Origin of the sequence: [Pantoea] beijingensis (assembly GCF_022647505.1) — a bacterium.
GTDB lineage: Bacteria > Pseudomonadota > Gammaproteobacteria > Enterobacterales > Enterobacteriaceae > Erwinia > Erwinia beijingensis.
On record NZ_CP071409.1, the window covers coordinates 3,397,800 to 3,421,774 of the forward strand.

Here is a 23,975-nt window from a genome sequence, read left to right on the forward strand (position 1 = left end):
AGCTAGCGTCATCCGCCGCCCGGCGAAAACGTTAGGCGGACAAAAGTCATAAATATACCGATCGTGCCATCGCTAACCGGATCCATTAATGAATTTTCCTCAATACTTCATGAAAAAAACAGGCCATTAATTCAACAAATTGATAATGGCATACTTGCTTTCACGAATGAAGGTGCTCATCGCGCCATTATTTCGAAAGCAGCGAACTGTCGCGACAAAGGTTTTACGTTGCTCTACCTCATGTCGCATCTGTTGAATATAGGGGAATTAAGATGAGTAAAATTTGGTTTATTACCGGTGTAAGCAGCGGCCTTGGTCAAGCCATTGCAAAAGCCGCATTAGCGTCGGGCAATAGGGTGGTCGGCACATTGCGTAATGAAGAACAACGTCAGGCATTCACCCACCTCGTCCCAGGACGCGCTTATGGCATGCTACTGGACGTCACCGATGAGGCGGCGGTCAAGGCAACCGTAGCCCGTATTGAACAGGAAGTCGGACCAATTGACGTGCTGGTCAACAATGCAGGTTACGGACTGGAAGGCGCGGTTGAAGAGACCAGCCTGGCGCAGGCACGTCATCAGTTTGATGTTAACTTTTTCGGTCTGTTAGCCGTCACTCAAGCGGTCTTGCCGGGCATGCGCGAACGCCGTAAGGGATACATTTTCAATATTTCCTCTACCGGCGGCGTGATGGCCTTTCCAGGCCTGGGGGTTTATAACGCCAGTAAACATGCCGTTGAAGCGCTGTCCGAATCGCTGGCTCAGGAGGTTCAAGCGTTAGGCATTAAGGTTACAGCAATTGAGCCTGGTCCATTCCGCACCGACTGGGCAGGACGATCGATGCTACGTGCAGAAAAAAGAATAGGTGATTATATCTCCAGCGCAGGTGCAATTCGGGATGCACTGGCACAGCGTAATGGTAAACAACCCGGCGATCCGGTACGCGCGGGCACCGTTCTGGTCAATCTGAGCAACCACGAAAACCCACCCCGCCGCTTGTTACTCGGCACCATGGGCTATAAACAAGTAGGGGCTCATCTCAGTAACCGTCTGGCTGAAATGATCGGCTGGGTTGATGTCACCACCAGTACCGATTTCCCGGCTGGCGAGTAAGGAACGCAGCAACGCATCCGCTACGTTATCGTCACGCATCCACTGTATTAACTGCTGACGTGATGCAGGCTTCAGTACCACTGTCAGGATCAATTTTTGTAGCGTTTGACTGGCGGCTACGGGCGTGGTGGTATCACGCCGCGCAACCGCATTCGTTCCCCTGAGCACGGAAGTGATCCGAAGCTTCTCAACGTCAGATTCTATAAACGAATTTTTTCACCTGGCTTTGCGCGAGCAATGTTAACCCTTTGTCGTGAAAAAGGGGCTATCTGGATAGTGGATATTCAGAAGAGGGGAACAGAAGAGTATGAGTCTGCTATCAGGAGCGATGAAAAAGGGTTCATGCAGAACATGAACCCTTTTTTAACCCTGTGCAAGGACAGAGAAGCCGGCGATTCAACAGCAGGTATCAGGATTTCATCCCGCTGTTTTATTAAAAGTTATATTTAAGCCCTATCATAGCCGAGGTATCGTTATAGCCTTTATCGCCCGCCTGTACGCCGATATTTCCCCAGACGTTAAGCCCGGGATTAATTTGCCCTTCCACACCGGTTTTAATTTCGCCCAGGTTGCGTGCACCTTTCTGACGAATGCTGACGCCATCCATTTTGGTACCGAAGTCACGGGTATTGTGGATCCAGTTAACGTCAACAAACGGCTGAAACGTGCGGCCCTTTCCATTATCAATGGCGCTATGGCCTTTAAGGAACGTTCTCACACCGAGCCGGGTTTGCAGGTTACCGTCACCTTCGCCCTGAATACGCGATCCGTTGGCTTCATGATGATCATTCGCTTTTACGCCCATCCAGATCGCCTGGGCCTGTGGCTGAATGAACCATTCACTCCCTGAACCTTTGCTGCCAGTAAACTCGCCCAGCTTGTGGGTATAGCCGAATTCAAGTGAACCGGTGATACCTTTAGACTTATAGGATTCACTCTGAATCGCCTGGCCCTTAACGCTGTTGTTAAACCAGCTATACTGCGCCCAACTGTCAAGATAAGCGCCCTGATGGGTTTCATCGTTGGCATACCAGGTTGCGTACAGACCGGTGCTGTAACCATTTACCGAGCCCTCTGAACCGTATCCCGTAGACGAGGAACGCGTGTTACTGCTGTTATGTCCATAGCCCGCCATCGCACCAAGATGCCATCGGTCAAGTCCATCACCGCTCCAGCGCGCAATGTCTCCCCCGATTTGCATCACATAGCGATTGCTCTGGGTTTTCAACTGCCCGGAACTGTCTCGCCATGCGTTATGCCCACCGACCTGACGCATCCACATACTGGTCACTTTCTTCTCGCCTGTTAACGCATCAATATACTGCGTTTCACCAAGACGATCGTGCAGCCGGTTGATAAACATGGTGTTTGCTGCGGCCAGGTTAGCCGTATAACTGCCCGGTTCCGGACGCACATCAGGTTGAGGCTTGGGCTTAGGATCGGGCCCCGGATTTGGATTCGCTTTATGGCTGGTTAAATACCAGTTGCTGTCGTTGTCATCCTGCCCACGGACCAGTGAATAATCATAAGCACCGGCGACAATCCTGCCATCCTGCGTAAACTCACCGTCTGACTGACCGTCTACATGAATCACTTCGATACCATTAATCGTCTGCGCACCTGATCCGCCAGCATTAGTGACGCTGACGCCGGTTGAGCCAGAGGTGTCCCCTTTAACAATCAGTTTATCGGTGGTGGAGTCGTCGCCGTTCAGGGCGGTATTCAGAGAGAGATGCCCCCCATCACCGATATAGTTGCCGTTAACAATCAACTGATTGCCTGCCGGGCCTACGCCATTTCCGGTCCGGATATTTCCGCTGTTAGTCAGGTTACCTCCGGCGGTAAAAATCGCCGTACCGGAAGTACCCTGGTCATCACCAACGGCCAGCGTGCCCTGGTTATCAATATTGCCTGCTACCCCGCCAAAACCGGATAAGCGCCCACCGGTGTGGATATTGACCTGGCTGCTGGCCAGTGTAACAGCCTTATCCGCTTCCCCCAGCATCAACCCACCGCCGTTGATATCGGTCTGCCCGGTCCACTGCGCGCTGCCGTTTAGCGTCACGCTACCGTTACCCTTTTTCACCACGCTGCCCAAGCCGCTAACGCTGTTTTTCAGCGACCAGCTGTCATTCGTATTAAGAACGAATTGACCGGCGTCCTTAATCGCTGCCGTCCCCAACTGCTGTGCGGAAGAGGCGGTCAGCGTTGACGCAGTATCAATCTCAAATGTACCGGTAAAATCACGATTATTTCCGGCGAGGGTAACGTCGCTGGAGGCCAGCATCACCCGCCCGGCATCGCTAATACTGTTGTATAACGCCCCCGCGGCTTTACTCAGATTCAGCACGCCCGCCGCGATAATCTGTCCGCTACCCAGCCCCTGGGTATTATCCAGTACGGCGGTTGCGCCTTGGGCAATTGTGGTACTGGCTCTCAGCGCCGAATTAGCACCGGCGACATTCAACGTTCCACCTGCAACGGTCAGTTCCCCGTCACCGGCCAGTCTGCCTGCGGACTCCCCGCCGTTCGTCAGGGTCAGGTGACCGCCGTTTAAATCCGTCAGTGAACCGCTTTCCGCCGAGAGTTTACCGATGGTCTGCGCATGGCCGCGCATATCAAACCCGGTTGCAGCGGCCAGTTTCAGCTCGCGGGTATTGCCGAGGGCACGATCGTTTAGCATCGCCAGGTTACCGCTGCGCACATCGGTGAGGCCACTGTAGTCATTATCCCTATTGGATAGCGTCACGGTCTGACCTTTCCGGCTGTCAAAGGCCAAATCCCCACTGCCGGTCACCCTGGCACTCAGGTCCGCTGCGTTATCGCTTTTGCCGTTAGCATCAAGGATAAGCGCATCCGCCCCTTTGCCCTGCAAATCGACCTGGGTCAGACCGTAGTTAACATAAAGCCCATCGTTGTTCTCTCCGCTGGTCAGACGATAGTCATAGGTTCCTTTCGCCACCACCTTGCCATTCTGGGAAATATCTGCGGTAACCGCATCGGTAATCACATTCCCGTCTTTATCCTTCAGCACCAGATCGCCGGCTCCGCCCTGAACGGCGGTGTCTGACGCGGCCAGTTTGATGAATGCCCGGGCATCATCCTGTTCCAGAATAGAGCGATGCGTATCGGCCTGGGGACGATCGTTGCTGACCGTTCCGGTATCAACCTGCACCGTTCCCCGTCCCGATAAATCCGTCGTCCCGGTGTGAAGGGTACCGCTCGCGGAGGGATTACCCGGCGTTACGCCATCAAACCGTACGGTCCCACCATTAAATGCCAGCCCGCCGATATTCTGTTCCCCAAAACCAACGTGGGTAACGCTGCCATCCCCGGCGAGAAGCGTGGCGTTAGCCAGCGCCTGGGTGTTAAGTCCGCTCAGTTCAAACTGGCTGTGAGTTAATGCCAGCGTACCGGCAAAGCCATCGGTCGCATTGTTGCGGTCAAAATCGAAGCGGTTATCCGCAGCATCCGCAGAGAGAATCCCGGTACCGGCCAGATGGCTTTTAAAGGTGATATCCGCCTTATTTTGCAGGTTAAGCTGGCTGGTGCCATCAATGTTATATCCGGTGCCGGCCCCGTCATCGCCGTTATCCCCCAATGCCAAATCAACATTATCCAGGGTGAGGCGCGAGTTGTTAGCCAGCTCAATATGCTCCATGCCAGTAATGGCATCAGCCCGATTGACGGTATAGGCTGAATTTTCCAGCCGTAGCGTATCCTCCCCGCTGCCGCCGTTTAATGAGGTGAACAGCTTGCCGCTTTCCGCTTCCTGAATATCTTTCAGAATAAAGCGATCGGTGCCGGTACCGCTGGTGATATCGGTCGCCGTACTGCCGGACGCCAGTATCACGGTATTATCACCGCTTAATAAATTCACCTGGCCGCGAATATTCGCACCGCTGGCGTTGGTAAAGGTGATCCCCTTGCCCCGATTCATTTCCAGCGCGGTATGGCCGGCATCCCGTGCCAGGATATCCGCGCGGTTAGTAAAGGTTTCAAGCGAGCCGTTGTCGACATTCACCACGGCAGCGTTATCAGAAACGGAGATGAGATTACCCAACTGCTCAACGTTCTTTGTCGTTCCCTCAACCACCAGCGCAGACTGCCCCTGGTCACTGAGCACATTCACGCTGGCACCCGTTTTCAGATCGGCGGTTGAATGAACAACGATACCGTAGCCTTCCGCCGAATTGACATTTATCACCAGATTTCTGGAGTCCGACATATCCAGCATCTGGTCGCTATTAATACCGTGCCAGGCGCTGGCAAGCGGCATCGCGTTAACGATGGCATGTATAGGGATCACTTCGAACAATAAGCCAGTCCCGCTGCCGTTAACATTGATAACGCCGGAGTTGGTCTGAGCCAAAGACGCACCGGTGTGAATGCCCAGGCCATTTCCCACATTAATGGTGGTATCTTTAAGCTGAATACCACTCACGGCGGCTCTGTTTTCTATCGCACTACCGCTGCTGGCGCTGTCCATATTGATGGTTGCACCCTCTACCGTCAGGCCTTTCGCGTACTGATCCAGTAAGATGCCGTGTGCGGTGCCCGCCGCACGGGTTTCACCTTTACCCTCTAAAGCCAGCGTAGCCTTAGCGCCGACCCGATAGGCTGCCGTGCCGTCTGTCGCGGTGACAACACCACTGTTAATGACCCGGGAATTGGCCCCCTTAATATCGATCGCCACGCCGTTAACCGTCACATCAGAGCGGTTATCGACCGTTCCGCCAGCCACCTGAATCCCGGTGCTGAACTTCGTCGCAAAGTCGATGAAGCCTTCATGGATAAGTTTACCGCCATTTTTAACCAGGTAGCCAAACGCACTATCTGAGATATTGGCCGTTTTCAACGCAGCATGGCTGGTTAAGACCGAATCACCTTTTTTCGTTTCGTCGGTTGAGCCATCAAGTTTGTAATAATTACCATCAACAATCCCAGCGGTGGCACCGCGCCCTGACACGGCAATCGTGGTGTCCGCGCTTATCTCGCCCGTCGCACCTCCTTCAATGCGAACGCCGGTTGCTCCCTGACCTGTTACGTTCAGCGCCTGTTTGCCGGAATCAAAACGGCTGTCGCTACCGGTGGTGCGGATAATAGTCGCGCCGATACCGGAAGCATTAAGCTGAGATGTACTGCCTGAGGCTCCAGAGAAGTGAGCTCCACCGTCCACACGGTAAAGCGTGGCCCCCTTCATGGAGGCGTCCTGAACGCTGGATGCGGTATTTTTAATGGAGGAACCCGCACCAAAGATGTAATACCCCGTCTGATTAACGCCCCGTTTAAAGCTGACGGCGCCGTTTCCGGCCACATCAATTTCACCCTTATTCAGCGCATAAACACCGATTGCACCGTCGCCGTATAAGTTTATCTTCCCGGATAACAGCGCCAGCGCTTTTTCCCCCTCGGCCTTAATACCGTAGTTGGCATAGTGGGTAACAGGATCCAGCCCGCCATTAACGTTAATGATCCCCGCATGGGTCGCCTGAGCATTGCTCATAACATATATCCCAATGCCGTTCAGACCACTCAAACCAATGGTACCGCTATTGACGACTTTCTCCGCCTGCGTGCCGCTGCGGGCAATAATACCGTAGTTGGCCACGGCAGCTTCACCGCCAGCCGCGCCAAAGATGGCGATACTCCCTTTTTGATTAAGGGTTGCAGGGCCGCCAACATCAAAGGCAGCGGCATTCTGCACCTGGCTACCGATAATGACCTGCGAAGCTTCCGAACCGTTATAAGTACCGTTACCGTACAGATGAACCCCAATAGACCGTTTCTTTATCGCAATGCTGTTCACGGCATCCGTCGGGGTCCGCTGCGCCATGCGGCCAATATAGAGCACCCCCTGGTTATTGAAGGTACTATTTTTCTGAACTTCCACCCCGATGTTGCTGCCATCACCCTCTGTTTTAGCGAGTTCCGGAGTGGCAGCGATGTTAATCGCGCCATCGTTATTTAATGTGGCACTATCGTTCATTAATACGGCCGTGTTGCCGAAATAATCACCTGTCGCGGCGACATTGATAACGCCCGTACGATTGTTATTAATGACGGATTTTCCGCTGGCGGAAATAGCGGTGTGCTGCCCCTGGGTAACGCCAATAGCGCCATTGTTAAAATATCCCGCCATCTCCGGGTTGGTTCCGGCATCAATCACGCCATTATTGTTGACGACTGCATCTTGTTTGGCAGCGATGACATACGCCCCACGCAGGGTATTGTTCGCCGTTCCTAACGTGCCGTTGTTAGTTAACGTGGCACTGTTTTCCAGGTTAACAACGGTTGCATCTGAATTAACCAGTTGAATATTCGCATTATTATCAACAGCAACCTTCGCGTTATTTTCAGCGTGAATATATGAAACGGCATCCTTGCTAACCGTGGCCCTGACCGCATCATCCGCGGGAATAACGGTATTGGCGTAGATAGCATGCAGCGATGTGTCTCTGGCTTTATCGAGTTCGTCAGCATACTGCTTTTCAGTTAGTGCAATTTGGCCGCTCTGAATCGCTTTGATTAGCGCATCGTTATAAGCCTTAAACTCTGCGATATTCGCGACGTTCTGTTTCCCGATGACGCTATCAAATTCCCCTTTAAAATCAGCTGCCGTCATTGAAGCCACGGGAGAAGAGGTATCACGAGCGTTGCTGTAGGTATTCCCCAAGTGTACGACCGTTTTCGCAAGATAATTTACGTTGCCGTTATCGGTTACGTGATAGACCGAAGAGAGATTTTTATACCCCAGCGAACTTTTCAGAATGGCATTGAACTGGTTATCAGCGCGAGTAAACCAGTCGTCCGTTTTCTGCCCTACATCAACATCAAGGGAAGCGTCATTGCCGATTTGATAAAAATTGCGATCAACATATTGCCCATCTTTACCCACAGGATCGGTAAGAACGATGCGGAAGTTTTCCGTTGAATCGGTTCGAATGTCTTTATTGTCAAAAACATTCATAGAGGTTGTATTGCCGGTTATCGGGTCAATAAAATTAATGGCTTTTGCCTGAGCCCCCATCCGCAATATTTGGTGATCGATCCAATTGGCTGACTCCCCGGTAATAAAACCCTCCTTTCTGGCCTGCCCGAGCGTCGTCCAGTGAAATCCTTTTTGACCTGGCGCGATCCCGGCAAAACTTCCCGTGAGTTGGGTGGAGCCAGAAATGGTTTCTTCAAAGGGATCCTGCGGTGAAAAATCGTGAACCTGCAATTCGGCGGACATTGAGGATGTTGCACATGCGCCCGATACGATTAACGCAACGGCAGACAGCATGAAGCGGTTAATAAAGCCGTATGAATCAGAATTATTCAGACTCACAGCACTTCTGCAATATCCTTTTGCTAATTCAGATACCACGACAAAAACATTCATCTGAGCATTCCAGATAACTTTAAAAACCTTATTCATCCTTTCCTCACTATATTAATAGTTTTGGTACCCTGATGATGCAGTACTCCATTATTTTAAAATCACATTCGCCAGTCTAAAAATATTGACGAGAAATTTAAAAATCAAATAAAGCAATTATTTTAATAGCGCATATATTTCATGAAGTTGAGGATGCTACCATAAGGCAAATCACCGTATCTATAGTGCAACGGAGATGAGCAAAGAGATAGTTTTCAGCTATCAAAAACAGGGAGAGTGAGCCTGTCACTTACAAAAAAAAAATTAATCACACCGTGCGACAAACCACGACAAAGTTTTAACAACCTATTGATATATATAACAATAACCTCTTAATAAGAAAATATTATAACGCATAATGGTGGTTTAAATTTACGCAGTTAGAAATCTGCTGTAAGTGAGTTTTTCTTTCTGTTACCATGCTCCGCGCAAAGCAATCTTTATGATTTATAAGAAGTTTCTACTGTGGAAAATTAATTTAAAAATCAACAAAAATTGATCGTAATCAATTTTCCTCATGACTTTATGCACGGAGTTTACCGTCTGTCGTTCCCTCTCAGGCATAGCTTCTCCCGCTGCCACAGCTCAATCAACTGGAAAACAATATTTGAAATAGTATGAGAAATGAGATGAGAATGAGAAGAAAAATGTTTCCCTGTCACTTCAGGCTGAACGCCTGGCAATGCGATGATTCTCTATCCATCGACGCTGGCTCAGTCAATCAAATAAATCGATATAAGTCTGTTATTATCTATCCTCATATATTCTATCACTGTAATCTTGTCGGATATCATTGGCTAATATTCGTATCTAAAACAAAAAAAATCGTTCTCATATCTATTATTTAGTTTTCTCACTTATAGCGTCATCGCGTCGGGCATATCCGACTAACCTATTGACCGTCGCGATCCCTCACCGATTAGCGTTAGAAAAAACTTTCCCCGAAGGGAATTCTATTGAACACACCTCCTGAATATGAAGTCTACTTTCTCTTTCCTTTGATATGTTGCCCACTAAATAGCGGTGCTTAATCGCATTCGATATGATTAAACGCCGTCGTTCGAATACTTTTACAGCTGTCGAAACATTCACCGCGGATACATTCTACTTTCAGTGAATAGAAGATGCTTTCCTCGCAGGCATTATCGTGCCAGTGCGTGATGGCATCGACCAGCCAATAACCGCACGTGACGACGCCGCAATGACAACCGCCAGAGACAACCAGACTTCATCAATACGCAAGTATATGATTGTCGCCTGTCCATTTTTGGTTTGAGCCGCAGGCGCTAAAATCTTACTTCAATATCAGCTGGCCATGTTCACGATAGCTGGCCGCGCTGAGCATCCGTAAAACTTTTACCCCAGCCTTTGGCGATGCAGGCAGGTAGCCACGGTGTTGTCATGTGAGTCACCTCTTACCTGAGAGTTTACTCACTGAGTCCCATGTCCACTATTGATGGGTAAGATCATAATACTTGATCAACGTTTAAGCTTGTTCCTCTGCTTTACGCCGCTTACACTCATACAAATGTGGGTCATTTTCAGGATGATTATTCATTTTCAAACATCACAATAAGAAAAATTGCTATTCTCATGCAAACAATCATACGATTAATACTCGCCGACGATCATGTTCTGATGCGGGAAGGACTCAAACAGATTTTTAATCTGGATAAACAACTGACCGTGGTCGCCGAAGCCGGGAACGGAGATGAGGTGCTGGCTGCATTAGCACATACCGAATGCGATATTTTGCTGCTTGATCTCTCAATGCCGGGCGTTAGCGGCACAGAGATGGTCAGAAAGATCGCCAAAGAGTGGCCGTACCTGCCAGTGCTGGTGCTGAGTATGTATAACGAGCCGCAGATGGCGATGACCGTGCTCAATAGCGGTGCGCGTGGATTTATCACCAAAGATCAGGATCCGCAAACCCTGCTTGGAGCCATCCATCGGGTAAGTCAGCACCAGCGTTATATCGATCCCAGCCTGGCTGAAGCGATTATCTTCGCCAATGGCGATAGCAGCGAGCAATGTCGCTACGCCAGTCTGTCACAGCGGGAAAAGCAGATCCTCGCCATGCTGACGCACGGCGACAGTATTAACGCTATCGCTGAAGCACTGAAGATCAGTAATAAAACAGTGAGTACTCACAAAGCGCGTATGGTGGAAAAAATGCAGTTCAGTAGTAATGCTGAAATGATTCGTTTTGGCATTAAGCATAATCTTTCTTAATGAGGCGAGGGCAGTTCTCCCGTAATTCTGACCTGACTGCCCTGTCCCGGTTGGCTGGTAATACGTAATTCCCAGCCCAGCATAGTACAGCGTTCACGCATGCCTAACAGGCCAAAGGCGGTCGTTGGCACGCTGTCGACATCAAACCCCCGTCCATTATCACTGACATCAATAGACAACAAACTCCCGGTCTGTGCGACGGTAATATGCACACGACTCGCCCGGGCATGGCGATAAACGTTGGTCAGGGACTCTTGTACCACGCGGAAAATCGCCGTGGTGTGTTCATCAGAAAGGGCAATTTCATTTTCAGCCGCTTCCAGCGTATAGCGGCAATCGCGGTGATATTTATTTGACTCATCGCACAACCATCTTAGCGCCGGGACTAGCCCCATATTGAGTACGGCTGGACGAAGAATGGTAGACAGGTCCCTTACCACACGGATCGTACCGTCAACGATATCTTTCAGCGTCTGCATCTGCTCGCTACACTCGCGGCCTTCGTCATGTATTAAAGCAATGACCATCCGCAGCGTGCTAAGCCGCTGCCCAAGTTCGTCATGGATTTCTCGTGCGATGTGTTTACGCTCATTCTCAACGCTCACCTGGATCTGTCGGGTCATCTGGCGTAATTGCTCATGGGTCCGCTTGAGCAGTTGATCATCTTTGAACTGACGGGTGATATCCTGTCCGGTGATCAGTACCGATTCGAGCATATGGCGATCGTTAAATTCAGGAATAAAACGGAGCTGAAGAATCGACTCCTCGGTTCCACTCAGTTTGCGCAAAACGTTCTCGAACCGTTTGCCGCTCTGAGCTACCGAGCGGACCGAGAGCGCGATTTGCTGAAATAGTTGGCTATTTTCCAGCACATTTCGTAAAGCCTGCCCCACTAGCGGAGCGTCAACATAGTCCAACCAATACTGTGCTGCCTCGTTGGCATAGAGGCAGCGAAGATGCATATCAACACGCAGCATCACGTCGGGCACATTTTTTAACATACCGCGCAGGCTGTTTTCGCGTTCGTAGTAAAAGCGGTGCAAATCGTTACGATGGCGCGTATCGCAAATCACTACGGTCGCGTGCTGTCGTTGCTGGTAGATAAACCGGCTGGTACACACTTCAGCGGGAATCATGCCTTGCGTATGGGTGGCATAGAAAACGTTAAACTTATCGCCATAGCGAGTGGTTTCAATCTGCCATAGCAAAGCCAGAATATTCTGTTCCTGATAGCCGTGCAGAAAAGACAGCAAGTCCTTGCCATACAGTGTCTGGGGCGTCTTTCCCATCAATTCCATCGCATGCCGGTTGGCGTAGACGATGCAATTTTGATCATCAATGATAAAAACCGATTCGCGCAGGTTCTCAAAAGCAGCGTTAGTCAGGTTGGTCGCAGCAGATAACTCTTCGTGTAGCGTGTTGTCGTCTAACATACCCGGTTAATCCTGTAGCGGCATTAACATTTCCCTTATTCACAGCGCAGAGAAACATTAGTAGCGACCCGTTTTTATATTTTGCACATCACTTAGAAAGTCATATCCGAATCAAGCTCGCTCCGCAGAGACTGACGCAAACGCGACAAACGGGAACGGACGGTGCCAATCGGGATTGCCATCTCCAGTGCGACTTCCTGGTAGCTAATATCACCGTCCACGATCAGCTGTAACATCTGCTGAGATTCTTCGGGTAGGTGCGCCACAATGCTCAGTATTTTGCTCAAAGTCCGATGTCCTGCGGTGAGATCATCAGGCTTGCCATGGCAAGGCAACTGACTCAACAGCTCATCACTTAGCTCATCGTGCAGGAAGCTTGTGGCTCGTGATTTATAATAGTTGCGCACCAAATTCAGTGCAATGCCGAAAACCCAGGTTTCAGGACGCGAGGTACCTGAATATTTATGCTTGTTTTTCAAGACTTCCAGCCACGTCGACTGCACTAAATCCTCGACGTCAGCAAAGTTCGCAACCCGCTTACGGATAAAGTTAACCAGACGCTTCTCCTGCTGAGTCATTACGTTCTCCCATCTCACCGACGAAACCGTTTGCGGGAAAGACTGATCAACATAATGCATTTCATAATCTAATAATGCCGACATGGGGTAACTCCTGATAAGGGTTGGAGTTGTACCTGTAGCAAACGCCATGCCAGCACAAAAATAAAATTAACCAATTGATTTTAAATGAAAGAAAAATCAAATACAGACAATTCCGAGTATAAAGCGACACGGTTTTTTTAACCCTTTGTGCAACTTTTGACACAGATGTAGCTGCGCATTAAAAATTTTAATTTCTGCGGAACCGTACCGGATTCCCCACCACATAACTGCATTAACCTGCAGAGGTGTTTATGCGAATTAATCATCCCCTCCCGAAAATTCATCATCATCATCCTACGCACACAACTGGCGATAAGCAGGATGAGATTGATGTCCGCGAGAGTAACAGCAGTAACGACGCCAGGACTGCCAATAAAGTGAAATCGCCGGAGGGGGAATTCGCTGAAGTCGTTGCTAAAGGCGGGAGCCAGCTAGCCGAGGCGATTGAAAACCGTCTGAAACTCAATGAGCAGCGCATAACCAACACCCGCCCGGCTGGGCGCTTGCGGATCGCGGTCGATAAAATCGAGCGTCTGGCTGAGCTTTATCAATTGCTGGACGATCGGCCGTCTGAGACCCAAAACAAACAACACGCGGCGATTAACGCCCTGACCTCGCGTGAAGCACCGGCCTCGCCGGAAGAGTATCTTTCTGCAGCCAATGACGACCCCGTCATTGCCGATACTCTGCTCCGCATTTCACTGGAGAAAGCACAGAAAAAACAAGACAGTGCGGCAGTTGAGAAAATTCAACTGGCGTTAGCGACGCTTAGCAGCAAGTTCGGCGAGCAGATTGTCGCCGGTGTGAATACCGCCGCAGCGATTTCACTGTTTAGTACCCAGCCTGAGCAGAAACAGGCGATGCGTCAAATTTATTATAACTCAGTGATCGGCCAGCAATCCTCCGGGGCAATTTTCGATGCCCTGCTCGATAAGTTTGGCAAAGAAGGCTTTGTGCCCGCACTGCGCACGCTGCAACGCGCGCTGGCTGATGATATTGCTGCATTCGCACCTTCGATGACGCCGGTCGCGCTGCGCAAAGTATTAAACGGGCTTAACGATACCCGCACCATCACCCACACGATGGCGGCGGTTGATACTCTGTTGCAGCGCCTGAATAACAAATATCCGCATATCTCGCTCGACGGATCCCAACTGACTCGCCGTCTGCTCAACCTGACGCAGAACGGCTTCAAGCCACAGGACATCGCCAATCTGGGGCTGGAGGTAGTCGGCCAGCAGCCGCATCATCAGTCAGTATTTTTCAACCAACTTTTATCACTGTTGCAGAAACTCCCCGCCACGTTATGGCGCGAAGAAAAAAACCGAGGCGGCGCGTTGGCCATGCTACGCACACTGATCGGTGAGTATGCAACGTGGGAACAGAAAACAACCCGAAAAACTAAATATCGATCGTCGCTCAATGCCCGTTCGTAACACATGCAAGCTTGGAGTAGCCTGAGGCTGTAGATGAATACCCTATTTAACCTGCTAAATAAAATTGCCATCAGCGCAATGCAGCGCTCAGAAATTGTCGGTGCAGCTATTGCACTGGCGATCGTATTCATGCTGATTATTCCGTTACCTCTGCCGTTGATCGATGTGCTGATTGCCGTCAATATCAGTCTGTCTTCACTGCTGATCGTACTGGCAATGTACTTGCCGAAGCCGCTGGCTTTTTCAACCTTCCCGGCGGTGCTGCTGCTAACCACCATGTTCCGTATGGCGCTCTCTATCTCCACCACCCGCCAAATTTTGCTGCAACAGAACGCCGGGCATATCGTACAGGCGTTTGGCGACTTCGTGGTCGGTGGTAACCTCGCCGTGGGCCTGGTGGTGTTTTTAATTCTTACCGTGGTCAACTTTCTGGTCATTACCAAAGGCTCCGAGCGCGTGGCGGAAGTGGCAGCGCGCTTCACCCTTGACGCCATGCCAGGCAAACAGATGTCTATCGACAGCGATCTGCGTGCCGGCATGATTAACGTACAGCAGGCGAAAAATCGCCGCGAAGACTTAGCTAAAGAGAGCCAGCTGTTCGGCGCCATGGACGGTGCGATGAAGTTCGTAAAAGGCGACGCCATCTCCGGCCTGGTTATCCTGTTTATCAACATGATCGGCGGCTTTTGTATTGGCGTCTTGCAACTGGGTATGGAGGCAGGCGATGCCATGCATACCTACTCCATTTTGACCATTGGCGATGGCCTGATTGCTCAGATCCCTGCTCTGCTTATCTCGCTGACCGCCGGGATGATCATCACCCGCGTCTCCGGCAACGAGGAGATTAAAAGCAACAATATTGGTCGCGAAATTACCGATCAACTGACTAGCCAACCCAAAGCATGGATTATCTCCTCCTTTGGTATGTTGTGTTTTGCCCTGCTGCCGGGAATGCCCACGGTTATTTTTATTATCCTTGCGGCCATCACCTGTACAACCGGTTCATTCCAGCTATGGCGCGCAAGCAAGCAAGCTGTACAGGTCGTGCGCGAACAAGTTGAGAATATCACCCCGGATATGAACGGCAGCGAAGATATACGTTCCTTCAATCCCGCACGCTATTTTGTACTCAGCTTTCCGGCAGCACGCCATGGCGACCCGATAGTCGATAAGATAACGGAAGGCGTGCGACGCCTGCGTAACCGTATCGTCTACCGCTACGGCTTTACCCTGCCGTCGTTCCATGTGGAATATATCCCCACGCAGCCGGAAGATGAATTTCGTTTTAGCATATATGAAATTCCTAAGATAACCGCCACCCTGAGCAACGATCGCTACGCGGTTGAGGCTGGCTTGCTGACGGAAGAACAGCGTAACGACACCGATGGTCGCACTCCTGGGATCGAGCGCCGCAACGAAAGCCAGTTCCTGTGGTTTGGTGACGGTGACAGCCTGCGACAACAAACAGAAATTAAGGTGTGGAGCGCCTCGGAGCTGCTACTTGAACGTATGGAACAGGCGCTATTTGCCAACAGCTCACGCTTCATTGGCTTACAGGAGACTCGCTCCATTCTGAACTGGCTGGAGGCCGAGCACGCTGAACTGGCACAGGAATTTCAGCGTATCCTGCCACTGCCACGCCTTTCCGCTGTGTTGCAGCGTCTGGTCGCCGAGCGCGTTTCCCTGCGTTCGGTGCGTGGCATTACCGAATCGTTGATTGAACACGGTCAGCACGAACGCGACATCAATCTGCTCGTCGATCAGGTGCGTATCGATATTAAAGAGCAAATTTGCCATCAGTATGCGAGTGAAGGCGGCATATCAGTCTGGCTGCTTACCCCTGAAACCGAAGAGATCCTACGTGACAGCCTGCGTCAGACACAGAATGACACCTTTTTCGCTCTGGAGCAGCAGCAGCACACTCAATTACTGGAATATTTTAAAGATCTCTTCCCGCTCTTTGAACCGCTGTCTGGCGTGCTGCTAACGGCACAGGACTTGCGCAGCCCACTGCGCATGTTGATTCAGGATGAGTTCAACCATGTACCGGTTCTGTCGTTTGCCGAGCTGCAGTTTGACCTGTCGGTTAACGTGCTGGGCCGTATTGAGCTGAATACTTCATCCGAATCCTTCAACGCATAAGGACCTCATCATGTATGAGCTCAGAGTCTTAAATGGTCTTCATGAAGGTGCCGCGCTTCCCCTCAGTGGCAACCTTTGGTGGATAGGGAATACGGTCGAGAGTGACCTGCAACTGTGTGACAACGGTATCAAAGCGCGCCACTGTCAACTGGTACGGCAGGATGATCAATCATGGCTACTTCTGGCCGAAGAAGGCATCGTATGTAACCGCGAAGGCGAACGCCAAACCATCCCATTGAGTATTGTGCCAGGCGAAATTTTCACACTCAACGGCGTGTGGATCTGCCTTGAAGCCGCAGAAACCGAATGGTCTGGCAACCAGATCATCCCCCAACCGCAAGTACAAACTGCGATCAAGCCTGTCCAGCCCGTACAACAGGATCGGCAAGAGCCGATAGGCGAACAAATCGCGGCGATGGTACCGGCGAAAAAATCACTGTTCAAACGCCTGTTGCCACCGTGGACACAGATAACCGCAGTCTCACTGCTGCTGCTGTTTGCTATCACCGTGACCAGTTGGATCCTCCAGCCGGGCATCGCCGAACAAAGCACCGAGACCACCACACAACTCAGCAAACCACATCTTGACAACAACGTTGCTATACGAACGGTGGTGGAACACATGTTGCGCGAACGTCAGTTGAACGGTGTGGTGAAAATCGATACGTCAAAGAAAAGCGTTATCCTGCGCGGTTCGCTACCTAAAGATCAATTGCCGGTCGTGCAACGGATGGTCGATAACGTAGAGAAAAACTATCACTTGGGTGTGCCACTGATCAACGACACCGAAGCGCGTGCCACCACGCTGCCGTTTCGCATCACTCAAATCACCGATGGCAGCAAAGCCAACATCGTCACTGAGGATGGCCAACGCCTGTTTATCGGCGATGAACATAGCGGCTTCCGCTTAGTGCGTATCAGTACCAACGAAGTGCAGTTCAGAGGCCAGGACAACAACGACATCACGGTGAACTGGTAATGGACGCGATCAAGGCACTGGACAACTGGTACCAGCAACGTTCGCAGGCGCTGAGGGCCGTTTCGGCAGTCACCGCCAGCGGTAAAATTACCGGAATCAACGGCATTCTGCTGGAGAGCAGCTTGCCACAAGCACGTATTGGTGATTTATGCCGGGTGAGCCGCAGCGGCGATGATGAGATGATGGCTGAAGTCGTCGGCTTCAATCCGAATCACACCCTGCTGTCAGCGCTTGGCCCACTGGACGGCGTCGCACAGGGCGCCAAAGTGGTCCCCCTCTTTCAGCCACACAGCATCGCGGTGTCGGAAGCCCTGCTCGGCAGCGTACTCGACGGCTTTGGTCGTGCTATCGATGACGACAGCATTTCAGCCTTTGCGCTCTCCAGTGAACACGCTAACACCACGCCGGTATTGGGTGACGCTCCGTCGCCGACCGATCGTCCGCGTATCGACACCGCGTTGACCACCGGGATCCGCGCGATTGATGGCTTGCTGACGATTGGCGTTGGCCAACGCGTCGGCGTATTCGCCGGTGCAGGCTGTGGCAAAACGACGCTCCTGGCGGAACTGGCACGTAATACGCCGTGCGACGTCATCGTCTTTGGTTTGATCGGCGAGCGAGGCCGCGAACTTCGCGAGTTTCTCGATCATGAACTGGACGCCAAATTACGCAGCCGTACCGTACTGGTTTGTTCCACCTCGGACCGCAGCAGCATGGAGCGTGCCCGCGCTGCCTTTACGGCCACTTCTATTGCCGAAGCCTTCCGCGACAGCGGTAAAAGCGTATTACTGATCATCGATTCCCTGACTCGTTTTGCCCGTGCCCAGCGAGAAATTGGGCTGGCATTGGGTGAGCCGCCTGGACGCGGTGGCCTACCGCCTTCGGTCTATACTCTGTTGCCCGGTTTGCTGGAGCGTGCGGGGAAAACCTCAAAAGGATCCATTACCGCGCTCTATTCCGTGCTGATCGAGCAGGACTCAATGAATGACCCGGTGGCGGACGAAGTTCGATCGCTGATTGACGGGCACATTGTACTGGCACGTCGCCTGGCGGAGCGAGGTCACTATCCAGCCATTGATATCTTAGCCAGCCTGAGCCGTACCATGTCGAGCGTGGTGGATCCATCACAAATGCAGGATGCCTCACTGGTGCGCCAGTTGATGTCTTCTTATCAACAAGTCGAAATGCTCATTCGTCTGGGAGAATACCAACCTGGCAACGATGCGATGGTTGATGCCGCCGTACAGGCGCAGGGAGCGATTAACGCCTATTTACGTCAGGCGGGGCGTTCTCCTACCGCTTTCGAAGACGTCCGTTATGCTCTTGCTGAGGTAAGCCGCTATGCGCCGACACATTGATCCTGAAACGCCGCCAGAACCCGATTTACAAGCCGAAGAGTTACAGCGCATTCTTAAAATCCTGCTGCCAATTCGTAAACAGCGCCTGAGCCGCAGTGAACGCGTGCAGCGTGCCGAAGCGGCCAAACTGGTGGCCTGCGATCGTGCGCTTATTGAAGGTGAACAACAATTAGTCGGGCAACGGCAGGAGTACCGTACCGTCAATACGATGGTGGAGGAGCAGTACGTTGGTCGGACCGAGGCGCTGAGTACGCTGCGCAACGTCCTGAATAAGGAGCAAACAAGCCACCAGATGGTACTGCAACAGGAAATACACCTGGTACAGCTAGACGCCGATCGTCAGCAGCAGCAACAGAAAAATGAAAACGCCCAACGCGATGTGGCCTTGCGCCAGCGTGAAGTTGAAAAAGTGGAGTATCTGCTCCAGCAACATCAGGGGAATAACTCATAATGCATCGCCCTATACAACATTCGTTACCTCCCACAGCGCACACCCAGCAGCACCATGACCATGAGAATCGCGAGGAGGCCCAGGCAAAAAATCGTCCGAATCCGGCATTCGCCAACAACAAACCCAACGCGCTAATCCAGCCGAGAAACCCGCTACCCGGTCCGCTATCGGCGCAGCACAGCGGTCGCTCGTCCACCGCCTCCCGCAGCGCGGACAAGCACCACCTGAACCGTGACAAAAATGATTTCGCCAGCCTACTTTCTGGTGACAACGAAGCAGCTATGCCGATATTGCCAGTCATGCTGGCCGATAATCACAGCGGTGAAAACTTCCGTTCGATGCTGTCAGAAGCCAGCGAAGCCGGGGCGTCTGCGCCAACACCGCCCTGCTGGCAGATTGTTGAACCGACGCTGACCGAGGAGATCGACAAACAGCCGACCTTCCCCGCCACGTTCAGCATGCTGTTACCACAGTTGGGGGAAGTCAACGCGCAGGTTAATCAGATCAACAGCGGCGAACTCGACATCGCGCTGGCTTTCAAACGTAGCAGTTTTGACGCGGTGCGTGGTTCACAGAATAGCTGCGGTCGTTCGCTGTCACAGCGTATGGGCAAACGTGTACACCTGAGCTTCAATCTGCAAGACGAGCGCTATCAGGACAACATGCAGGATAAATGGTCATGACAGCGCTGACGTTAAGACAGCAAAGTCGTGCCGAAGCCGACGCCCGGCGCTGGCTTGGTAAAGGCCAGATCCTGCGCTTTTACCACGACAATCAGCCCGGCGAGCTGCGTATTAAACTGAGTAATAAGGGAGCAGCAGACCTTCGCTGGCCGTGCTTTAGCTGTTCGGCTGGCATGCTGGCGTTAAGTGATTTTGCGCCACTGTTTTCCCTACTGAGCGAATGCCCGGCACTTAACGGTGATAGCGATGACGACGGGGAATGGTACTGGGAGCTGTTCAATCAAAGTCTGTTTAGTGATATCGCGTCGCTGTTTGGTACGATACGACCTCTGGCAGCCACCGACACGCCTTCGGTAACACTCTGTTTACAGCTTCAGGTGACTTTTGCCGGGCAACAGGCTCGCAGCCTGCTATGTCTGACGCCAGAAACCCTGAATACTTTGTCCGCCCATCCCGGCTGGCAACCGCACAAGACTGCGCTCATTGAGACCCTACCGCTGACCCTCCCACTGGTGATGGCAACCTTCTCGTTACCGCTGGAAGACATTATTCAATTACAGGCTGGAGATGTTCTGCGTGCGCCCTCTGCACACTTCGGTGTTGATGGCGACGGCGTAATTAACATCGGACATCTGGCGCTATATGGAGCACTACAACCTTCGCCCGACTCTCCACACAACGCCTGTTTTTCAATTTACGATATCAAGGAGTTAACCATGAGCTACCCGAATGACCCGCTGCTGCCTGCTGATGAAGAAAATCCGTACCCGCACGTTAATGAAACCGATGACTACGAGCAAAACGAGCTGTATGACAGCGGCGATGGGGAACAGCTCAACGAGATACTTGATGAAGAAAGTCCGTATCCACACGCCGATGATATGCATGATGATTACGGGCAAGATGAACAGCACGAAATCGCTGGCGCGAGTGCGCTTAACGAGGCGCTTAGCGCCCTGCCACTGGAGCTAAGCGTTCGCTGTGGGCAGCTCAGACTAACACTGGGTGAACTGCAGCAACTGGATATTGGCTCAACCGTGGTAGTCGATAACGTCAAGCCGGGTGCCGCGATACTGTGTCACGGTAGCTTCCCAATCGCCAAAGGCGAGTTGGTGAATGTCGACGGCCATCTTGGCTTACAGTTGACCAATATCATCAATAACCGACCCGTTGGCACAGGGGAAGGTGTGTAATGAACACCGATATCAATGCCTTTAATCCACTGGCGCTGGCACTGTTGCTTGGCGCACTATCTTTACTGCCGCTGGCGTTGATGATAACCACCAGTTTTTTAAAAATTTCTATTGTGCTGATGTTAACGCGCAACGCGCTCGGCGTTCAGCAGATCCCCCCCAATATGGCACTTTATAGCATCGCGCTGGCGGCAACATTGTTCGTAATGGCCCCCGTATTTAACGGCATGCATCAGCGATTTACCGAGCGTCCGATAGATACATCGTCAACGGAAAAGCTGGAAAGCACGTTGACGAACGGCATTCAACCTCTGACCCTTTTTATGCAGCACAATACCGATGCGGATATCGAGACTCACTTGCAGGAGAATACCCAGCGCATGTGGCCAAAAGAGATGTCCGCTTCCGTGGTAAAAGATCGCAATAACCTGATGCTCCTGATCCCTGCGTTCGTGCTGTCTGAGCTGCAAAGCGGTTTTAAAATTGGCTTCCTCATCTTTATTCCTTTCGTAGTCGTTGACCTGATTGTGTCCAATGTACTGCTCGCGCTTGGTATGCAAATGGTGTCGCCAATGTCCATCTCATTGCCGCTAAAAATCCTGTTATTTGTAATGGCCAGTGGCTGGACTCGCCTGCTCGACGGCTTGTTCTACAGCTATTTATGACGTAATGAGGGGGTAGGGTATGGATATTATTTACATGTTCAAGCAAGCAATGGTCCTGGTGGTGATGCTTTCAGCACCACCACTGGCCGTGGCGGTGCTGATCGGCATTATTATTTCGCTGCTGCAGGCCGTGATGCAGTTACAGGATCAGACATTGCCATTTGCCGTCAAGCTGTTGGCGGTAGGCGCTACTCTTGCACTAACCGGCCGCTGGATTGGCGTCCAGTTGCTCGATCTGACGCAATCAGCCTTTACCATGATGGCTACAGTGAACGCACCGTAATATGTTAACTACCGTGATGCACGAGCTGTTTAGCTATATTCTGGCGCTGGGTTTTGCCATCGCGCGTATTTTTCCTTGCCTGCTTATCGTGCCGGCCTTCTCTTTTTTCACGCTAAAGGGGATGGTGCGCAGTGCGATCATCGTTTCGCTATCGCTGTTTTTAGTGCCGGCACTGCAACCAGTACTGTCAGTACTGTCGAAGGATCCTTATGTATTGCTGGGGATTGCGATGAAAGAGATCGTGATCGGTATGTTCCTCGGCATCCTGCTTTCTGTACCCTTTTGGATTTTCGAATCGGTCGGGGCGCTGTTTGATAACCAGCGTGGTGCGATGTCCGGTGGTCAACTAAACCCGGCGCTCGGCCCAGACGTCACCATCATCGGTCATATGTTGCAACAGTGGTTTATCATGCTGCTGATGCTTGGTTTCGGTTTGACGGTAATGACACAGGTGATTTGGGATAGCTATCGTCTCTGGCCGCTGGAGTCCTGGCTACCGACCTTCTCCGCAAAAGGATTTAGCTACTTCCTTGATTTGCTGGCCGACATGTTCACCAAAAGCGTGTTGTTCGCCGCGCCGCTGGTGCTGGTGCTGATGCTGATTGACTTCTGTATCGGCGTGTTAAGTGTCTACAGCCAGCAACTGCAGGCCTCAACCCTGTCCGTGCCGCTAAAAAGTATCGTTGGCATTCTGTTTTTCCTGATGTATTTACCGACCCTTGAATACCTCGCCAACCATCAACTTGCCTCATTTCACGATTTGATTGCCCATCTGACGCTGGTGTTCCCTAAAGGAGGGGCTTTATAAGTGGCCGAAAAAACGGAGAAAGCTTCCCCCCAGAAACTTCAGCAAGCGCGACGTAAGGGGCAGGTTACACAAAGTCAGGACATTCCCAAGCTTTTGATCATGTTAGGCGTCACCGAAACGGTGTTCGCAATGGCCGACGACAGTCTGGACAAGTTACAGGCACTGCTCCTGCTGCCAACACAACGTCTCACCCAACCATTTGACGCGGCGGCGAACGACATCCTGGGCAGCGCACTCCTGTTAGTCGTGGTCTTTTTTATGATGACGCTCGGGGTGGCGGTGCTAATGCGTATCATCGGGGGCTGGGCACAGTTCGGCCCGCTATTTGCCACCGAGGCACTGCAGCTGAAGCTTGATGCGCTCAATCCGATGGGTAAGTTCAAACAGATGTTTTCCGGTCGCCAGTTAATACAGCTGCTGGTGAGTATCCTGAAAGCGGTGGTGATGTCCTTCGTGTTTTATAAGTTGCTCGCACCGAAACTGGGGGATATCGCCATACTGGCGACCACCTCACTGGAAGGCTTTATTCATGCTGCACTGCAAATACTTGAGAAACTGTCACGCACTATTTTTGGCGTGCTACTGGTCTTTGGTATTGCAGACTATGGCATACAAAAATATTTCTTCCTCAAGCAGAACCGCATGAGTATGGAAGATGTGAAAAACGAATATAAACAGAGCGAAGGCGATCCACACACCAAGGGGCATCGCAAGCAGCTGGCACGAGAATTAGCCAATGAAGCACCGAAAAAACGCCTGGGGCCCGCCGACATTGAAAACGCTGATGTTTTGATGATTAACCCCACCCACTTCGCGGTAGGCTTGTATTATCGTCCGGATGAAACGCCGCTACCGAAGTTGCTTTTTAAGGCGGAAGAGGAGGAGGTACGTGAAGTGATCAAAATGGCCCACGACGCCAAAATCCCGGTGATTCGCTATATCTGGCTAACCCGCACTCTCCACCGTACCACCAAGGAGGGCGCCTATATCCCGCGTGAAACACTCAAAGCCGTGGCGCAAATTTACCGCCTGCTGCGCGAACTGGAAGAACAGGTTGGTGGCCAGATTATTGAATATAAAGAGTAGTCACAAAACGCGCATAAAAAAAGGCGACCCTG

17 protein-coding genes and 1 pseudogene are annotated in these 23,975 nt (G+C 51.5%); 13 read left to right on the forward strand and 5 right to left on the reverse strand.

Annotation, left to right across the window (positions count from 1 at the left end):
* Window positions 1-272 precede the first annotated feature (272 nt).
* A complete protein-coding gene (locus J1C60_RS15375; RefSeq protein ID WP_128179051.1) occupies window positions 273-1,112 on the forward strand; it encodes an oxidoreductase in 840 nt (279 codons plus the stop codon).
* Here the strand turns inward: J1C60_RS15375 and J1C60_RS18740 are convergent.
* From J1C60_RS18740 to J1C60_RS15390, 3 genes and pseudogenes are all read right to left on the reverse strand, one after another.
* Entirely contained in the window at window positions 999-1,280 is a 282-nt protein-coding gene (locus tag J1C60_RS18740; RefSeq protein ID WP_375139769.1) for a hypothetical protein, read from the reverse strand. The genes J1C60_RS15375 and J1C60_RS18740 overlap by 114 nt on opposite strands.
* Window positions 1,281-1,545: 265 nt before the next feature.
* Window positions 1,546-8,532: an autotransporter outer membrane beta-barrel domain-containing protein gene (locus J1C60_RS15385; RefSeq protein WP_128179052.1), complete on the reverse strand. Its 6,987-nt coding sequence runs from the start codon at window positions 8,530-8,532 to the stop codon at window positions 1,546-1,548.
* 1,030 nt (window positions 8,533-9,562) lie between these two features.
* Window positions 9,563-9,927 (reverse strand): annotated as a pseudogene (locus J1C60_RS15390) (IS3 family transposase); the annotation flags it as partial.
* Window positions 9,928-10,125: 198 nt separating this feature from the next.
* Between J1C60_RS15390 and J1C60_RS15395 the strand changes: the two are divergent.
* A complete protein-coding gene (locus tag J1C60_RS15395) occupies window positions 10,126-10,764 on the forward strand; it encodes a response regulator (RefSeq protein ID WP_128179053.1) in 639 nt (212 codons plus the stop codon).
* Here the strand turns inward: J1C60_RS15395 and J1C60_RS15400 are convergent.
* Together J1C60_RS15400 and J1C60_RS15405 are read right to left on the reverse strand one after the other, a co-directional pair.
* Window positions 10,761-12,197 (reverse strand): PAS domain-containing sensor histidine kinase, encoded by a 1,437-nt coding sequence (locus J1C60_RS15400; RefSeq protein WP_128179054.1) that lies wholly within the window; start codon window positions 12,195-12,197, stop codon window positions 10,761-10,763. The genes J1C60_RS15395 and J1C60_RS15400 overlap by 4 nt on opposite strands.
* A gap of 92 nt (window positions 12,198-12,289) precedes the next feature.
* Window positions 12,290-12,859, reverse strand: coding sequence for an RNA polymerase sigma factor (locus J1C60_RS15405; RefSeq protein WP_128179055.1), 570 nt, complete (start codon window positions 12,857-12,859; stop codon window positions 12,290-12,292).
* Window positions 12,860-13,110: 251 nt separating this feature from the next.
* Here J1C60_RS15405 and sctW point away from each other — a divergent pair, with 251 nt between their 5' ends.
* The 11 genes from sctW to sctU are packed head-to-tail and all read left to right on the forward strand — an operon-like array spanning window position 13,111 to window position 23,943.
* Window positions 13,111-14,295: a type III secretion system gatekeeper subunit SctW gene (sctW, locus tag J1C60_RS15410; protein WP_128179056.1), complete on the forward strand. Its 1,185-nt coding sequence runs from the start codon at window positions 13,111-13,113 to the stop codon at window positions 14,293-14,295.
* Between the two features lie 33 nt (window positions 14,296-14,328).
* Window positions 14,329-16,437 (forward strand): type III secretion system export apparatus subunit SctV, encoded by a 2,109-nt coding sequence (gene sctV, locus J1C60_RS15415; RefSeq protein ID WP_128179057.1) that lies wholly within the window; start codon window positions 14,329-14,331, stop codon window positions 16,435-16,437.
* 10 nt (window positions 16,438-16,447) lie between these two features.
* Window positions 16,448-17,416 (forward strand): FHA domain-containing protein, encoded by a 969-nt coding sequence (locus tag J1C60_RS15420; RefSeq protein WP_128179058.1) that lies wholly within the window; start codon window positions 16,448-16,450, stop codon window positions 17,414-17,416.
* Window positions 17,410-18,774 (forward strand): FliI/YscN family ATPase, encoded by a 1,365-nt coding sequence (locus J1C60_RS15425; RefSeq protein ID WP_277925159.1) that lies wholly within the window; start codon window positions 17,410-17,412, stop codon window positions 18,772-18,774. The genes J1C60_RS15420 and J1C60_RS15425 overlap by 7 nt, the downstream gene beginning before the upstream one ends.
* Entirely contained in the window at window positions 18,758-19,225 is a 468-nt protein-coding gene (locus J1C60_RS15430; protein ID WP_128179060.1) for a type III secretion protein, read from the forward strand. The genes J1C60_RS15425 and J1C60_RS15430 overlap by 17 nt, the downstream gene beginning before the upstream one ends.
* The gene (locus J1C60_RS15435) at window positions 19,225-19,908 is read left to right on the forward strand and encodes a type III secretion system HrpP C-terminal domain-containing protein (protein WP_128179061.1); all 684 of its coding nucleotides are present in this window, start codon (window positions 19,225-19,227) and stop codon (window positions 19,906-19,908) included. The genes J1C60_RS15430 and J1C60_RS15435 overlap by 1 nt, the downstream gene beginning before the upstream one ends.
* Complete coding sequence (locus tag J1C60_RS15440) at window positions 19,905-21,101, forward strand: FliM/FliN family flagellar motor switch protein (protein WP_229655756.1); 1,197 nt, start codon at window positions 19,905-19,907, stop codon at window positions 21,099-21,101. Before J1C60_RS15435 ends, J1C60_RS15440 begins: the two co-directional genes overlap by 4 nt.
* A complete protein-coding gene (gene sctR, locus J1C60_RS15445; protein WP_128179062.1) occupies window positions 21,101-21,766 on the forward strand; it encodes a type III secretion system export apparatus subunit SctR in 666 nt (221 codons plus the stop codon). The genes J1C60_RS15440 and sctR overlap by 1 nt, the downstream gene beginning before the upstream one ends.
* Before the next feature lie 19 nt (window positions 21,767-21,785).
* Window positions 21,786-22,049 (forward strand): type III secretion system export apparatus subunit SctS, encoded by a 264-nt coding sequence (sctS, locus tag J1C60_RS15450; RefSeq protein WP_128179063.1) that lies wholly within the window; start codon window positions 21,786-21,788, stop codon window positions 22,047-22,049.
* A gap of 1 nt (window position 22,050) precedes the next feature.
* The gene (gene sctT / locus J1C60_RS15455) at window positions 22,051-22,857 is read left to right on the forward strand and encodes a type III secretion system export apparatus subunit SctT (RefSeq protein WP_128179064.1); all 807 of its coding nucleotides are present in this window, start codon (window positions 22,051-22,053) and stop codon (window positions 22,855-22,857) included.
* The gene (gene sctU / locus J1C60_RS15460) at window positions 22,858-23,943 is read left to right on the forward strand and encodes a type III secretion system export apparatus subunit SctU (RefSeq protein ID WP_128179065.1); all 1,086 of its coding nucleotides are present in this window, start codon (window positions 22,858-22,860) and stop codon (window positions 23,941-23,943) included. It begins immediately after the preceding gene.
* Window positions 23,944-23,975 lie beyond the last annotated feature (32 nt).